At 59.3% G+C, this 15,209-nt stretch carries 14 protein-coding genes; 6 read left to right on the forward strand and 8 right to left on the reverse strand.

The features are described from left to right. Positions 1–10 precede the first annotated feature (10 nt). The 4 genes from ACUIAF_RS04785 (at position 11) to rimM (ending at position 2,469) form a co-directional block, all read left to right on the forward strand. Positions 11–973, forward strand: a complete 963-nt coding sequence (locus tag ACUIAF_RS04785) for an endonuclease/exonuclease/phosphatase family protein (RefSeq protein ID WP_445337915.1) — start codon at positions 11–13, stop codon at positions 971–973. Between the two features lie 171 nt (positions 974–1,144). After that, positions 1,145–1,597 carry a 30S ribosomal protein S16 gene (gene rpsP / locus ACUIAF_RS04790; protein ID WP_445337916.1) on the forward strand — a complete coding sequence of 151 codons (453 nt, stop codon included), beginning with the start codon at positions 1,145–1,147 and terminating at the stop codon, positions 1,595–1,597. Between the two features lie 36 nt (positions 1,598–1,633). Continuing rightward, a complete protein-coding gene (locus ACUIAF_RS04795) occupies positions 1,634–1,867 on the forward strand; it encodes an RNA-binding protein (RefSeq protein ID WP_015021362.1) in 234 nt (77 codons plus the stop codon). Next, on the forward strand, positions 1,864–2,469 hold the full coding sequence (gene rimM / locus ACUIAF_RS04800) for a ribosome maturation factor RimM (RefSeq protein ID WP_445337918.1): 606 nt from the start codon (positions 1,864–1,866) through the stop codon (positions 2,467–2,469). Before ACUIAF_RS04795 ends, rimM begins: the two co-directional genes overlap by 4 nt. Positions 2,470–2,575: 106 nt before the next feature. On the opposite strand, the gene ACUIAF_RS04805 is transcribed toward rimM, so the two are convergent. Genes ACUIAF_RS04805 through ACUIAF_RS04815 form a run of 3 tightly spaced genes read right to left on the reverse strand, consistent with a single transcriptional unit; the run spans position 2,576 to position 5,597 of the window. Next, positions 2,576–3,280, reverse strand: a complete 705-nt coding sequence (locus ACUIAF_RS04805) for a LutC/YkgG family protein (protein ID WP_015021360.1) — start codon at positions 3,278–3,280, stop codon at positions 2,576–2,578. After that, entirely contained in the window at positions 3,277–4,782 is a 1,506-nt protein-coding gene (locus ACUIAF_RS04810; protein ID WP_445337920.1) for a LutB/LldF family L-lactate oxidation iron-sulfur protein, read from the reverse strand. The genes ACUIAF_RS04805 and ACUIAF_RS04810 overlap by 4 nt, the downstream gene beginning before the upstream one ends. Then, complete coding sequence (locus ACUIAF_RS04815) at positions 4,779–5,597, reverse strand: (Fe-S)-binding protein (RefSeq protein WP_015021358.1); 819 nt, start codon at positions 5,595–5,597, stop codon at positions 4,779–4,781. Before ACUIAF_RS04815 ends, ACUIAF_RS04810 begins: the two co-directional genes overlap by 4 nt. A gap of 357 nt (positions 5,598–5,954) precedes the next feature. On the opposite strand from ACUIAF_RS04815, the gene ACUIAF_RS04820 reads away from it, so the two are divergent. Then, on the forward strand, positions 5,955–6,971 hold the full coding sequence (locus ACUIAF_RS04820) for a YdcF family protein (RefSeq protein ID WP_445337921.1): 1,017 nt from the start codon (positions 5,955–5,957) through the stop codon (positions 6,969–6,971). 30 nt (positions 6,972–7,001) lie between these two features. Here the strand turns inward: ACUIAF_RS04820 and ACUIAF_RS04825 are convergent, their stop codons facing one another. The 3 genes from ACUIAF_RS04825 to ACUIAF_RS04835 all read right to left on the reverse strand — a co-directional run bounded on the left by ACUIAF_RS04825 (position 7,002) and on the right by ACUIAF_RS04835 (position 10,690). Continuing rightward, on the reverse strand, positions 7,002–8,405 hold the full coding sequence (locus ACUIAF_RS04825; RefSeq protein ID WP_445337922.1) for an MFS transporter: 1,404 nt from the start codon (positions 8,403–8,405) through the stop codon (positions 7,002–7,004). A 555-nt stretch (positions 8,406–8,960) separates the two neighbouring features. Next, positions 8,961–10,070, reverse strand: a complete 1,110-nt coding sequence (locus ACUIAF_RS04830; protein WP_445337923.1) for a helix-turn-helix domain-containing protein — start codon at positions 10,068–10,070, stop codon at positions 8,961–8,963. Then, on the reverse strand, positions 10,067–10,690 hold the full coding sequence (locus ACUIAF_RS04835) for a hypothetical protein (RefSeq protein ID WP_445337925.1): 624 nt from the start codon (positions 10,688–10,690) through the stop codon (positions 10,067–10,069). Before ACUIAF_RS04835 ends, ACUIAF_RS04830 begins: the two co-directional genes overlap by 4 nt. A 348-nt stretch (positions 10,691–11,038) precedes the next feature. Between ACUIAF_RS04835 and trmD the strand changes: the two genes are divergently transcribed. Continuing rightward, a complete protein-coding gene (gene trmD / locus ACUIAF_RS04840; protein ID WP_445337927.1) occupies positions 11,039–11,989 on the forward strand; it encodes a tRNA (guanosine(37)-N1)-methyltransferase TrmD in 951 nt (316 codons plus the stop codon). A 25-nt stretch (positions 11,990–12,014) separates the two neighbouring features. Here trmD and rsmD read toward each other — a convergent pair whose 3' ends face one another. After that, positions 12,015–12,614, reverse strand: a complete 600-nt coding sequence (gene rsmD / locus ACUIAF_RS04845) for a 16S rRNA (guanine(966)-N(2))-methyltransferase RsmD (protein WP_445337929.1) — start codon at positions 12,612–12,614, stop codon at positions 12,015–12,017. Between the two features lie 16 nt (positions 12,615–12,630). Then, entirely contained in the window at positions 12,631–15,108 is a 2,478-nt protein-coding gene (locus ACUIAF_RS04850; protein ID WP_445337930.1) for an ATP-dependent DNA helicase RecG, read from the reverse strand. Positions 15,109–15,209 lie beyond the last annotated feature (101 nt).

Below are 15,209 nucleotides of genomic sequence, written 5' to 3' on the forward strand. Positions count from 1 at the left end.
ACAACGGCACGTGAACACCCTTCTCTGGATTCCCCTGGGGCTCATCGCCTTGTGGATGGCCCTGCGCTTCCTGCCTGCCGGAGCTGACCGGCACCGCCCCCTGATAGAGCTGATCGCCCTGATTGACCTGCTGACCGCTCCCCTGTTGGTCATACTGATATGGACGGTCTTTGCACGCACCTGGCCCCAATGCCTGCTGGCGCTGATAGAACTCACTCTGGTCAGCTGTCAGCGCCTGCGCTACCGGCTACCTCCAGCAGACCGGACAAGTCAATCATCTTCTGGCCATGGACTCAGCGTCATGACTCTGAACTGCCGCTTCGGCCGGGCCGATCCTGAAGAAGTCGTGCGTTGCGTGCAGGCCTATGGAATTGAAGTGCTGGCCCTGCAGGAGGTAGAGGGAAGGCTGCTGGAATCACTCCGGAATGCAGGTCTGAATCGGTTCTTGCCCTATCTGACGGAAGGGGTTGCAAGCCCTGAAGACAACGGTGGCCGCAACGTTATTTTCTCGGCCCATCAACCCATCAAAGCCTCCCCGTCGGCCTTGGACCTTCCGGCGGCTGCCGTACCCCTGATCGAGCTCAAGACCAGCTCTGGACCGATTCGAGTGGCCAGCGTCCATCCCAAATCGCCCCAACGAGGTGCCAGACAGTGGGGCAAGGGTATCGCTGCGCTAACCAAACTGACCCATCCGCCCGTACCAACCATCGTCATGGGCGATTGCAACGCCACCCTGCAGCATCCGACCTTCCGGGCCATGCTGGCCAAATCCGGACTGCATGACGCTTCTTTGCGACTGAAAGCCGGCAGCCATCCGACTTTCCCCTCCGCAAGCGCGTTCCCCCCGTTGATCGAAATCGACCATATTCTTGCGGACGGCGACCTGGTCCCGCAATCCATGCACGCCCTCCGGATTCCAGGCAGCGACCACCGAGCTCTGGTGGCCCAATTTACTCTGCCGCGTCGGCTCTGAACACCACACAGGTTCACCACCCGCCATATCCCCGGGTTGAGGTATACTTTTGCTGTTATTCATGTCCGGAGGAGCCCTCTCATTCCGACGGTCGTGAGGAACACGCCAGGAGCGCCACCATGCCCCACATGGAGACGCCGCCGGGCACACCAAGTACCAAGGAGAGCCGTTTTGGCAACCAGAATTCGTCTGAAGAGAATGGGCAAGAAGTTCTACCCCTTCTACCGCGTGGTCGTGGTCGATTCCCGCAAGAAGCGCGATGGCAAGGTCATTGAGGAGATCGGCACCTACGATCCCAACACCCAGCCCTCTTCAATCAAGATCGACTCCGAGCGCGCCCAATACTGGCTGGGTGTGGGCGCTCAGCCCAGCGACCCTGTCTTCAACCTTCTGAAGATCACCGGCGACTGGCAGAAGTTCAAGGATCTGCCCGGCAAGGAAGGCACTCTTAAGGTGCCTCAGGCCGAGGCCGATGCCCAGGCCCGCATCGAGCAGGCGCAGAACGAAGCTCAGAAGCTCAAGGCCGCCAAGTCCGAGGCTGATGCCAAGGCCAAGGCGGAGAAGGAAGCCTCCAAGGCCGATGAGCCCGCAGATGCCACCCAGGCCGAGCAGGCAGCTGAGTAAGGCACATTCACTTAAGGATTGGAAGGACCGGCTATCATGCTTGCACAGGCCGTTGAGCACCTGATCAGGAACATCGTGGACTTTCCCGATGACGTGTCGGTCAAGTCGCACGAAAACTCTCGCGGAGAGTTGTTACGGGTGCGGGTCAACCCCGAGGACATCGGCCGCGTGATCGGCAGGGGCGGCAGGACCGCCAACGCCATACGCACCGTAATCCAGGCGCTGGCCGACCACAAGGTGCGCGTCGACATCATGGACGTGCGCCGGTGAGCCCCAGCCGGTCCACCAATCACGACCCGCAGGGTCCGGACCCTCAGCAACGAAGGTTGCTGAGGGTCTGCCGTATCGGCCGCGCCCAAGGACTCAAGGGCGAGGTCAACGTATATGCCTACACCGACGAGCCCGAGCGGCGCTTCGCCCCCGGCTCCCGGTTGCAGACCAAGGACGAACAGGTTTTCACAGTCGTCTCCTCCCGCCGCTTCAAACAGCGTTGGATCATCCTCTTCAAAGGAGTGGAAGACAGGAACGCCTCCGAAGCACTGAACGGCCTCGAACTATATGTCCAGGCTGATCCAGCCGAGGAGCTGGCGCAGGAGGATGCCTGGTATCCCGAGGATCTGATTGGACTTGAGGTTCGCATGGCCCCGGGCAACTCTCTGGGTGAACCATCCGGACGAGTGGTCGGCCAAGTCAGCGACGTGCTGGACGGTGTAGCCCAGCAGCAGCTGCAGATCCGCATGACCACCAAAGAGAGCGACGAGGAGGCGAAAGGGCTGATACCTTTCGTCGAAGCCTTGGTGCCCCGGGTTGACATTGAGAACGGGTATGTGGCCATCGATCCGCCTGGGGGACTTCTGCCCGGACTGGACTGAACCCATCTTTTAGCAAAACCGTAAGTGGGGAGTCAGCGTCCATCTTCGAGCGGCTGACTCCCCACTTACGGGAAATGCGCCTGCCTAAGCAGGAAATCTTGTTGAGCTACATGTCTTCGACCACCAGATAGGTCATATCCAGGGGGCCATGCACGCCCACCACAATCACCATCTCGATGTCGCCTGTGTTGGAGGGGCCGGTGATGAAGTTGATGTTGGAGGTCTTGAGCTCGCCTGAGACCAGGGCCGGATCATAGTAGTCCATGGCCTGCCGGGTTCGGGGTAGGATCTTGGACTTGCGAATGATGCTCAGATAGTGCACCGGCAGGAAGTGGAAGGCACGACCCTGACCCGGGGTGGTAGCCACGGTGATGGTGCCTGACTCAGCCAGCAGGAAGTCTGCAAAGGCGATGGCCGTACCTGATTCGTCGGCGGTCTTGATATTCTCCTCGCGGCTGGCCCCCGGCTTCCAGAAAGTGGCAGGCGGGTTCAGGCCATCCCTCCACTCCTCCAGTCCGAAGTCTGCGAACAAGTCGGAAGTGGGCAGCATCACATGGTCGCTGTCGTCCTTGCGTGAATCGATGAACTCATTCAGGGCAGTGGGAAGCTCAGCCTTGGTGCAGGTGCGGAAGTCCACATGGACAGCCTCGCTGCTCTTCCGCGCGATCTCCAGCAGCTCATCCTGGGTGTGGCCAGACAGGGTGGTCTCCGGTAAATCGTTGACCGGCACCAGAGGATGATCTTTGAGCTGGTGTCGGGGCCGTCCGCTCTTCTTGGCCAGATAGTCCAGGAATACCTCACGATCTGTCATGCCTGCTGCTCCTTCTTGTGATGAGCGAACCAACTGCGGAAGTTCTGCCCGTGCTTGGGCGGATCCGGCAGATCACGCACCTTGGTCCATCCGCCGAAGACGAAGGGCATCCATTCCACATGCCGGTCGCTGGCAAAGAGGTTCTTGGCCGTCTCCGGCTGCTTCTTGGATATGGGCGTCAGCATGGTGTGATCCAGCCCCAGGGCAGTGCGGAAGAGCGAGGAGTGGCCTGTTCCCAGACCCATGACCCTCATGACCGTGTCGTCAATCAGATTGGCCTTGGACTGGTCGTCCATCATGATCCGCCTGTGCTCAATCATGAGCTGGTGCAGGGGAATCTTGACCGGACAGGTGGCCGTGCATGCTGCGCACAGACTGCAGGCGTAGGGCAGGTCTCCGAAGTCGTCGTAGCCACCGTCCAGCACCGGCGAGAGCACCGAACCCACCGGACCCGGATAGATGGATCCGTAGCCGTGACCGCCGATGTGCCGGTAAATGGGGCAGACATTCAGGCAGGAGGCGCAACGGATGCACTGGAGGATGGGCTCGAAGACCGTTCCCAGGGCGTTTGAGCGCCCGTTGTCCAGAATGACCACATAGACATCGTCCGGTCCGTCCGACTCCTGGCCGGTGCGTGGCGCAGTGTAGGTCAGGTAGGATGTCAGCTTCTGGCCGACAGCGGACCGGGCCAGCATGTTGTCCATGGTCTCGGCCTCCTTCATGGTCGGCACCAGGCGCTCCATGCCCATGACCACAACCTGGGTCTTGGGGATGCACATAGCCAGGTCGGCGTTGCCCTCGTTGGTCACCAGGTTGATCATGCCCGTGTCAGCCACGGCGAAGTTGCAACCGGTGATGCCCATGTCAGCCTCGAGGAAGTGCTTACGCAGAACCTTGCGGGAGAACCGAGCCATGTGCTGAGGGTCGTTGTCGCCCTTGTAACCCAGCTTCTTCTCGAAAACCTGACGAACCTGCTCGCGGTTCTTGTGCAGGGCAGGGAAGACCAGATGTGTGGGCTGATCCCAGTCATCCTCCTCCAGGATGAACTCGGCCAGGTCGGTCTCAAGCACCTCCAGACCGGGCACAGTCATCAGCGTGGGGTCCAGGTTGATCTCGCTGGTCACCATGGACTTGCTCTTGACGACGTGCTTGGCCTTCTTTTCGATGGCGATCTGCTTGATGTACTGGGCAGCCTCATCGTCGGTCTGAGCGAAGAAGACATGGCCGCCGCGCTTCTCCACGTTATCGGCGAACTCCTCCAGGTAGTCAGGCAGATAACGGATGACGTGCTGTCGAATCTGCTCTCCAAGGTCGCGCCATTGTTCCCAGTTGCCCAGTTCCTGACGGGCGGCCTCCCGCTTGACCCACTGCGCATCCTGAGCCTTGGCAACGGCCTGTTGGGCGAATTTATCCTGTTCGGACTCTTTGACCCTGGTCAGGAAGGGAGCCTTGCTGGTCCTCAGATATTGCGCAGCCTTCTTGCCATTGACCAAGCTGCTCATACCAGAGCCCCCTCTTTCTTGGCAGCCCTGTCGGAGCCCACGGCCCCATCGCCAGCAGAGCGGCCTTCCACATACTTGACGCGACTCATGTCCACGTTGTGATTGAGCACCTCGGCCAGGTGCATGATGGTGATCTTCTCGCCACGCCGGTTGAAACGACCGCCGATGTTCATCAGGCAGCCCGGATCGCAGGAGATGAGGACGCTGGCCTTGGTGCTGAGCACGTCGTTTACCTTCTCATCGACCATCTGCTTGGAGATCTCGGGCTCCTTCATGGAGAACATGCCGCCGAATCCGCAGCAGTTCTCGATGTGGGGCAGGGGGACCATGGTCAGTCCCTTGACATGGTCCAGCAGAACGAAGGGGCTGGTCCGCTCCCCCAGCAGCCGGGTCATGTGGCATGAGCGGTGGTAGGTGGCCACAGCGTCGAGTTCGGCGCCGGCATCCAGCACACCCAGCACCCGGTAGAGGAACTGCGAGAACTCATAGGTCTTGTCAGCCATGGTCTGGGCCTTGGCTGCATAGACCGGGTCGGCCCGCAAATGGAAGGGCAGCTCCTTGAGCATATTCACGCAGGAGCCTGCCGGACCCACGATGTAGTCGGCATCCACGCTCAGCAGGGCATCGACCTCGTTGCGCATGACCTGCATGCTCTCCTTGACATACCCGCTGTTGAAGGTAGGCTGGGCGCAGCAGATCTGCTCCTTGGGTAGATAGGTGTCACAGCCGAACCGCTCCAGCACCTCCACCATGGCCTTCCCCACGTTCGGAAACATGAGGTCCACCACGCAGGTGGAGAATATCACTACTTTCATTACCGCACCTCTCTACAACCTTGTACCCCAGGTCCGAATCATCTCCGGATCGCGGAGAAACCCAACATCACTTGAACCCCTAATCCTTCCAGGGCATCGCTGCCTTGCGACCGACCCGCCCACGCGGACACCGATGTGCAATCCTGAAAGGACCCATCATTATCATGGTCTCGACCTGGAATTCGCACCCTAGGGAATCGCCCGCCCTCAGCTTTTGAACGTGTGAGATTTACCACATCTATGCTACCACTGCGGTCTGGGAATCTTTGGCATGTCAAGGATGGTAGGTGATTGGCCGATTCGCTACAGTGGAGTCAGACCCTGCGCGGCCATTCTCGTGAAAGGGGCAATCGGCGCATGTCCAACCACCTGCAACTCCTCCTGCTCTATGCACCCGCCATCATCTTCGGTCTGCTCTTCCTCTGGGACCTGCACAAGGAACCACGACAGTTCCGCAATGCCATCTGGTTCCTGCTCCTGCTGCTGACCCTGGGCGGAGCGCTCCTTCTGCAGTTCGGGATGCGCTGGCTGATCCTGCCCCTGGTCATCCTTCTCATCGCCGCCCCCCTGCTGGTGATCTGCTTCCTGCTGGCCAACACGGTCATTGTCATCCGACACGAGGGGGTCTCCCTGACCACTCTGTTGCCCGGACTGCTGGCACTGGCCGTGGTGGCCTACATGATTCTTTCTCCCCTCCTGGCTGGGTTTGGCGCCCCTTCATGGCTGCAGAAGCTGGCCGGGCTGATCGACTTGGAAGCCACCTGGTTCTTCTTCTCCTTCCTGGCCTTGCTGCTCTATTCCAACTTTTACAGGATGCTGCCCCGCAAGCGTCACTACGATTACATCATCATTCACGGAGCAGGCCTGCGCGGCGAAGAGCCCACGCCTCTGCTCCGGGGACGACTGGACAAGGCTGTAGACCTCTGGAAACGACAGGGACGAAACGGGCGCTTCGTAGTCTCCGGCGGGCAAGGTCCCGACGAGGTCATCAGCGAGGCCAGGGCCATGGCTCAATATTTGCGCAACTCCTGTGGGGTGCCAGCCGAGGCCATCATCATGGAGGACAGGTCGACCACAACCCTGGAGAATCTGCGCTACTCCAAGCAGATTCTGGATAACCGCTACGAGATGGGCACCGGACCAGAGCATTACCGGGTGGCCCTGGTCACCAGCGACTACCACGTCTTCCGAGCCAGCGAATACGCCAGCAAGGTCGGACTGAATGCCGATGGAATCGGCTCGCACACCAAAGGCTACTACTGGCCGACTGCCTTCATCCGGGAGTTCGTGGCCATCACCCGCATGCACTGGTGGCCCTACCTGGTCCTTGCACTAGGCTGGGCCGCCTGGGTCGGCATCTCACTGCTGAATTAACACCAACGGCTTTCCAGAACGAATCAGAGGTCATGCAAACTGAACCCCGCCCCCATCCTGACTGGCCAGGCTACGCTCCAGGAACCAGGCCACCAGGAGGATGCCCAGGACGATGAGAAAGACGAAGACGAAGGCCCAGACAGCTCCGAACTGGAAGGCCTGAACGCCTGCATGAATCCCCCTGGCCTTGGGCATGCCAGTGATGATGGCAGCCAGGACGCCAGTCGAGGCGGCGCCTGAATACTGCTGAAGGGTGTTGAAGAGCGCATTGCCGTCGGGCACCAGTTTCGCCGGGATATGCTGCAGTCCGACCGTGAGCAGGTTGTTGAAGACGCAAGCCTGACCGACCATGTAGCAGGCGTAGAGAAGAATCATCAGCGGGACGGACAAGTGCCGGCTGAGGATCAGGAAGCCTAAGGCCGAGAGGAAGAAGGCAGCGCTTCCCACGGCCAGCAGTCCACGCAGGCCATGGCCATCCAGATAGCCGCCTGTGATGGGCTGGCAGAGGGCGGAGAGCAGACTTCCCGGCAGCAGAAGCAGGCCAGCCACGGTGGAGGTCTGCCCCAGGACCGACTGGGCCATGTTGGGCAGGATGAATGTCAGGCCAATCTGAACGAACTGGACCAGGAAGTAGAGAATCAGGGCAAGGGTGAAAGTACGGTTCCGAAAGACTGCGATGTTGATCAGCCTGGTGCGCTGATGCGCAAGGGTCCAGACCCCTGCAGCCAGGGCCAGAACACCGATGAACAAGGACAGCCAGGTGACAGGACCATGAACATCCAAGGTGCTCAGCCCCAGGGTCAGCCCGGTCAGAAATATACCCATGAGAAGGAACTGGAGCCAGGCGAAAGGACCGACATGGGCGCTCTCCTTATCAACTGAGATAAGTGCTATGACCCCGAAGAACAGTTCAATGGGCAACACAATCAGAAAGATGGCCCGCCAGGATAAGGCCTGGATAACGGCTCCGCCAAAGGTCGGGCCCAGGGATGGCGCCAGGGCCACCGCCATGCCGGCGCTGCCTACGAAGCGACCCTGGATGTGAAGAGGAACCTTTTTCATGATCAGGGAAAACACCAGAGGAAGGGCGATACCGGTGCTGATGCCCTGCAGGAGGCGCCCAGCCATAAGGACAGGGAAGCATGGGGCGAAGATGCACATCAGGTCGCTGCCCAGGAATATTCCCACGCTGGCCAGAATCAATGCGCGGGTCGTGAATGAATGTTCCAGCCAGGCGGCGGCCAGAACCGTCAAGGCCACCACCAGCAGATAGCCGGTAGTCAGCCATTGGACTGTGCCCAGTCCTGTTTTGAAGTACTGCGTCATCTCCGGAAAAGTGACGTTGAGCGAGGTCTCCAAAAGGACCCCGCAGAAGGCGAGCCCGGCAGTGCCGGTAATCAGCAGTTTTGTTCTCTTATCAACATAGTCGACCATGGACCGTCCGCTCCTAACGCATCAGACTGTTCGCATAGCCATCTCCACGGATCCGTACGGCATGGCATCATCCGATGCCACTCTCATTGCTGTTTGCGCAACGGTTATAGCTCTCTGGCTGCGTTGATGACATCTTCCAAGGTGGCGCCGGGCTGACAACCGCATGCCGCGAAGAGCCGGTTCACCTCCATAACCTTTGAAGACCCAGCTAGTGTAGCACCCGCAGGGGTACCAATCCGCGCTCACTCTGTACCTGAACAGGCTTGGGTAGAGTTGGTGACATCGAGATTTGCTGTTAACGCTGATGTGTTTCCTGCAACTCACGTTCAACATCGATCAGGCCAGGCTATCCCTCCGTTGGTTTTTTAACTTTGCCACGACTTCGATGATCCTGGACAAGTCTAGCCCTCGCTGTTCCGGTCATACTTTCCTGTTCTGTCAACAAAGAAACCACTGAGCTTCTTTTTTGACTTGACATTACCGGCATGTAAGTCATTTCCGAATATCTTGCTGACGAATATGGCCTTTATGGAGATGCTTCTATAGCCGCTTTGCCTATCTCATGATCGTCCAGCTCGCCGCCTTTTCCGTCAGCCTGTTGTCACACCAATCGTTCGCCAGTTCGAAGGGAACACCAAGGAATCCCTCAATCCCATCCCTGGGCACCGTGGAACGACCAGTGTCGTCCAGTCCGCCGAACGCACGGCCGAGCATTTGAGCAAGACGTACCGGATGCTCCGCCTTGACCTCCACGGGCTCATGCTTTATCCAATGACGCTGCGCCATGCGAACGTACAGGGATTTGTATTTGTCGCCATCGATCAGACCCAGATCGGAGGCTCTGCGCACCGCCGCACCAACGGAAATTCCCCATCCGGACTTTACGTACAGATAGTCTTCCAGCATCATGCTCGGGCTGATGACCGCTCGCGCGTCGGACTCAGGAAAAAGGAATTCGCCAGCAAACTCATTAGCCTCCCTCTCCATCAAGGACACATCCTTGGGGCGGCGATACCGGTGCAGAACCAGATGCCCTAGCTCATGAGCAATAGTGAATCTGAGCCGGTCACCAGGCTTGTTTTCGGGAAAATAGCCTATAAGGGCCTTGTTTGGGTAAGTAACTCCATCACTGACGGAATCAGCCACCTTCGTTGTCAGCGGTGCAATGATCACTCCTTTACGTTCCACGCTTCGGATCATGTTGCGCACTGCTCCCGTGGAAGGCAGACCCAGTATCGCGCGCGTGTTTGCCGCAATGCGGCGGACTCCTTGTTCCTGCGGGTCAAAGGTCGGTGCAATCTCATCAAGCCAGGAGGCAGTCTTATCTGGCACATTTGACATCGAACTGACCCTGGAGACCGTGTTCGCCAACATCTCGAACTCCGCGCAGATGCGATTGCTGAGATTCCTGGTGATTGTTTTCTTGCGACGAAAGGCGAGGCGATTCCAGTCAAGACCTGGATCGCGCAGCATGAAGAAAGACAGAGGAAGGCTGGTTGCGTAGGCTATCTTTTCGACGCTCGATTCCGTAAGATGAGCGGTCGGACTGCCAACCAGCATGCCGATGTAGGTCGGGGTCATGCCAGAACGCTCGGCAAGCTCTTTTTTGGTCCAACCCCGATACTTCCGTGCAAGCTCAATGCGCGTGGGGTTGAAGTCATTCATCGGACCGTCTCTTCCCTTTCTTCTTCGACAATTGTATTTGAGCGTGGGACCAACAGCTCATTTTCCTCGCCATCACCGTTAAACGCCATACCCTTGAGACCTTCACCCATCTGAAGAACCATGAGGGCAATGCAGGGAGCGCCCTTAGGAAACCGGCCGGTTCCAGTAGGCTGGTAGGCAGAACAATGGAAAATGCCATTTGCTTCGGTCCAAACCAGGACGATTTCCGAGTCGCTCAGTGGCTTCTTGCCGGAAAGCTCCTGGTCGAGCATAGCTGGTTGCACCCATGCCTCCCTACGCCGTAAGTTCGGACCGGCGGGAGGAACACTTCCCTCGAATTTGAACTTCTTGAGGAATCGAAGCCTGAGGCCTGAGCCGGTATTGCGCAGATGAAGGCAGGAAGTGGACTTCGTAAGTTGCCAGCCGTCGATTGGCTCGTCTGCAATTTCTGCGCGGAGCGTCGCGTTGAAGTTGTCCGCATAGAGCTTCGGATACTTAGCCCGAGGAGTGCCAAGTGTGCTCATGGCCGACAGCGAACGAAGCCTAGCCTGCGGCAACAATGTTGGAAGGGCATCATTGATTGGCGTGAGGTTCTGACGAATGAGCTCAAGTTTTTCCAAGGAGTCTCCTTAAAACGCGCGTTCATGTTTGATATTTTGAGCATTGTTTTATTTTACTATTTGAGTTTGAGTTTACTACCGCAAAATTAATCTATCAAGTCAGAATAAATGCAGATTTGCCTTGTCTTTTCACCGTCAACGTTGTCATGAATCTTCATGACGACAAATACCAGGAGACGATATAGACCACTGAGCTGACCATCTCCGAACAGTTGCTGCACAGCAGCCATCAATCTGACAGACTCGTTGGAAACGAATTTCGCCATCGTGGTGAACCTTTAGGCGAACTTAAAATGTGCCACTCCGCGCTCGATTCCAACCCAAACAAGCTTGGGTAGAGTTGGTGACATGCAAATCGATATCGTCTCCGTCTTCCCCGAGTATTTTGACGTAACTGGACTCAGCCTGCTAGGCAAAGCGCAGGAGAAAGGCCTGGTAACCATACGCGCCCACAACCTGCGCAACTGGACCCATGACGTGCACCACTCCGTGGACGATACGCCGGTGGGCGGTGGAGCTGGCATGGTCATGAAACCTGAAGTCTGGGGCCAGTGCCTGGACGATCTGCTGGACATGCCAGACGGGTCGGCTCTGCAACCACCCACCATGGATCAGACAACCGACACTGCCGATACCGAAGAAGAAAAAGAGGCAATGAAGAGTTCCGGAGGCAAAAGCTACGGCATAGCATCCGAGGCAGATCCATCTGCAGACAGCCACGAGGCTGGTGTGGCCAGACCAGTTCTGATCTTCCCCAACCCATCCGCTCCTCTGTTTACCCAGGCCGATGCGACCGAGCTGTCTCGGACGGAGAGGCTGATATTCGGCTGCGGCCGTTACGAAGGGTATGACGCACGCATCCCCGACTACTACCGGAATCAGGGAATCGACGTTCGTGAGTACTCCATTGGCGACTACGTACTCAATGGGGGCGAGGTGGCCGTTTCGGTCATGCTGGAGGCCATTACACGTCTCCTGCCCGGTTTCATGGGCAATCCCGAATCCATCGTGCAGGAGTCCTACACCGGGGATGAGCCGCTGCTGGAATATCGCCAGTACACACGCCCCACCACCTGGCGTGGCATGGCTGTGCCCGAGATACTGACCAGCGGCGACCACAGAAAGGTGGACAGGTTCCGGCGCGACGAGGCCATCAGGAGAACCAGTCGAATCCGTCCCGACCTGATTGCCCGATTGGACTGCTCCACTCTCGATAAGCACGACCGCCGTCTCTTGGAAGACCTGGGCTGGGGCACAGGGAAAACCCATCCGAGACCTCTGGACCAGCCGTCAAATTGATTGGCCGTCAAATTTGCAGGGCTAATCAGCGGGCCATCAGATAGTAGACTGCTGTCTCCCCATAGCTGCGAGCCTGATCAATGGCCCATCCTTCAGGAGCCGTGGGCGCCGGGGTGCGTGTCGATCGCTCCAGAACGATCATGCCTCCGTCGTCCACCATTTTCCGGGCAGTCAGACCGGTCATAATGCTCTGGCAGTCATCCGTCGACAAATCATAAGGCGGGTCCATGAAGACCAGGTCGAAGCAAGCTTCGGACAGACCAGCATCCTCATGACCTGAGGAGAGTGGACGGACAAAGCGCTCGGCACGGTTTCTGCTGACGCGAATGTCCATGGCTGAATCCCAAGCCGGGTGATGGCGCAGCTCTGCAGCTGAACGTGACAGCAGCCCAGCGACACGGCCAGAAGACTCCACAGACACCAAGCTCTGGGCACCACGGGATAGGGCTTCGAATCCCAAGGCACCTGTGCCGGCGAACAGGTCCAGGACCCGAGCACCGGACAGCAAGTCTTCGGACTCCAGATGGGAGAATATGGCCTCCTTGGTCCGATCGGTGGTAGGCCGGGTGCCCTTGAGGGCAGCGGGAATGGGGAATCCCTTGAATCGGCCGGCGATGATGTGCATATGGTCCGTTGTCCTTTCAGCTGGAGACCAGGAAACCTTCGTTGCCCCTCATGAAGTCCAGAACGGCGCCAGCCAGCTCGGGCTGCCCGGCCAGGGTAGGGTCTGACTCCAGGAGTTGACCGGCCTGGATGCGTGCACGTGAGATCATGGGCGCATCGGTGACCACACGCAGAAGCTTCAGCGAGGAATGACCGCCGGATTGGGCATCGCCCAGCACATCGCCGGCTCCCCTGATGCGAATGTCCTCCTCGGCGATTTTGGCCCCATCGGTGGTGTCGCGAATGACCTCAAGCCGCTCGGCAGCCGGGGAATCCGCAGGGGCACGTGAGATCAGGAAGGCCCAAGAATCAGTGCCGCCGCGCCCCACCCTGCCGCGCAGCTGATGAAGCTGGGAGAGTCCGAACCGATCGGCATCGAAGATGACAATGCAGGAGGCTTGGGGCACATCCACCCCCACCTCCACCACAGTGGTGGCCACCAGCAAGGGCGTGCGACCCGAGGCAAAGTCGGCCATGACGGCGTTCTTGGTGGCATCGTCGTCTCGCCCGGTCAGCGTGGCCATGGCGATGCCCTGGAACTGCGGCAGGGCGGCCAGTCGCTGACTCATTTCAGCCACCGAATGCAGTGGCGGACGCTGGCCGTCACCTTGGCCCTCCTCAACCAGCAGTTCAGGCTGGGAGCCAGACCCACCGGATTGACCGGGGCGGTCTGAGGAGGCCGAAGGGTCGTCTTCATCATCAATACGGGCACAGATCACGTAGGCCCTCTCCCCAGCCTCGATCCGTCGACGCAGGTGCAGGAACATGGCACCCATGGTCGATCCGTCAGACTCGGCGATGACGTGCGTGCGGACTGGCTTGCGGTTGCTGGGCAGCTCGGTCAGGGTGGAGATGTCAAGATCACCGAACCAGGTCATGGCGGCTGTACGCGGGATGGGCGTAGCGGTCATGATCAGGAGGTGGGGAACTCGCTCGGATTTGCGACGTAGCTCCTCGCGCTGCTCAACCCCGAAACGATGCTGCTCGTCTATAACGGTCAGGGCCAGGTTGGGAGCCTGGAAGGTCTTGGAGAAGGCCGCATGGGTGGCGATGACGATGCAGGGACGGCCCGAGGCCGAAACAGCCAGGGCGGAGCGGCGCTGGGCCAGTCTCATGCCGCCGGTCAGCAGTACCAGAGGCAGGACCAGCTGATCCGTCATACGGATCATGGTGACGTTGTCCACAGGCGTATGGCGGCCCGCTACGGCAGTGGCGGTCACATCGGTGCCCATGGCCTTGAGCATGGCGCCGATGGAAGCATAGTGCTGCTCGGCCAGCACCTGGGTAGGAGCCACCAAGACAGCCTGATGGCCAGCCTGGACCGCCTGAAGCATGGCCGCCAGAGCCACCACGGTCTTGCCGGAGCCAACCTCGCCCTGCAGAAGTCGCTGCATGGGCTGATCCTTGGCCATGTCGACGCCAATATCGTCAATGACCTGACGCTGGCCATCGGTCAGTTGGAATGGCAGGGAGTCGATGAAACGGGCGGGCAGGGTGTCCGGACGGTCGGCACCCGAATTCGCGCATGGGTAGGTGGGCTGCTCTTGGGTCTGGCAACGGGTCTGCAGAAGCGCCGTCTGCGAAACGAAGGCCTCCTCATAGCGCAGAGTCTTGCGCGCCGCAGCGAAGTCGTCAGGGCTGTCGGGGGCATGCATACCCAAGAGGGCACGGGCACGATGCATCAGCCCTTGGTCGACACGGACCTGCTCGGGCAACACATCAGGTATGGCCTGGCCCAGCGCTTCTGGATCGATGCGGACATCGGCACTGGGCCGCCCCTCTTCGGCAGCTCCGACTGCAGGGACAGAGCCAGATGCATCATCGGCATGTGCCAGCAGACGCAGAACACCCAGAATGACATCGTGAATATGGTCCGAGGAGATCCGCGAGCTGGCGTGATAGACCGGTCGCGGGCGACGGACGCGCTCAAGAGCCTCGTCAAGGCTGGCCGCATCGGGCCGAGATGCGTCCGCAGAAACCTCCTGATCGGCATTAGCAACAACCAAGGTCTCAGGATGGGTGAACTGGAGCTGGTCCATGTAGACACCGGGCTCACCGGCCACGACCAGATCCGCCCCTACCTGCAGCCGACGGACCATCCAGTCCATATAGGGCTTCTTATGAGAGAAGAAGACCAGCCTGACCGCAAGCGGAGTGCCGCCCCGACCGCTGACGAAGGCAGCATCGTCCACCATCACGTCCAGCCGAAAACCCCGGTGACCGCTCAGTGGCACCAGACGCACCTGATCAACCCGGGCGGCGAAGGCACAGGGCTCACCCAGCCGAATGCCGGCAATAGTGGTGACCTGCATGGGATCGGTGATGCGGAAAGGATAGTAGGTCAGCGCATCCCCCACCGTGACCACACCCAGAGCCTTGAGAGCACTCACCCGACGCCTGTTGGCCACCAGCGAGGCCACGGTGCTGTGCAGACCAACACGAGCCACTGCCGACATACCCGATTACCTCCCGCAAGCACCGACCAACATCCCTCAGGATGACAAGAACCCCCGGAGCTTATGCCCCCGGGGGTCCAAACACGACCGACGAACCGCAC

The sequence above is a fragment of the Bifidobacterium sp. ESL0822 genome (assembly GCF_052606675.1).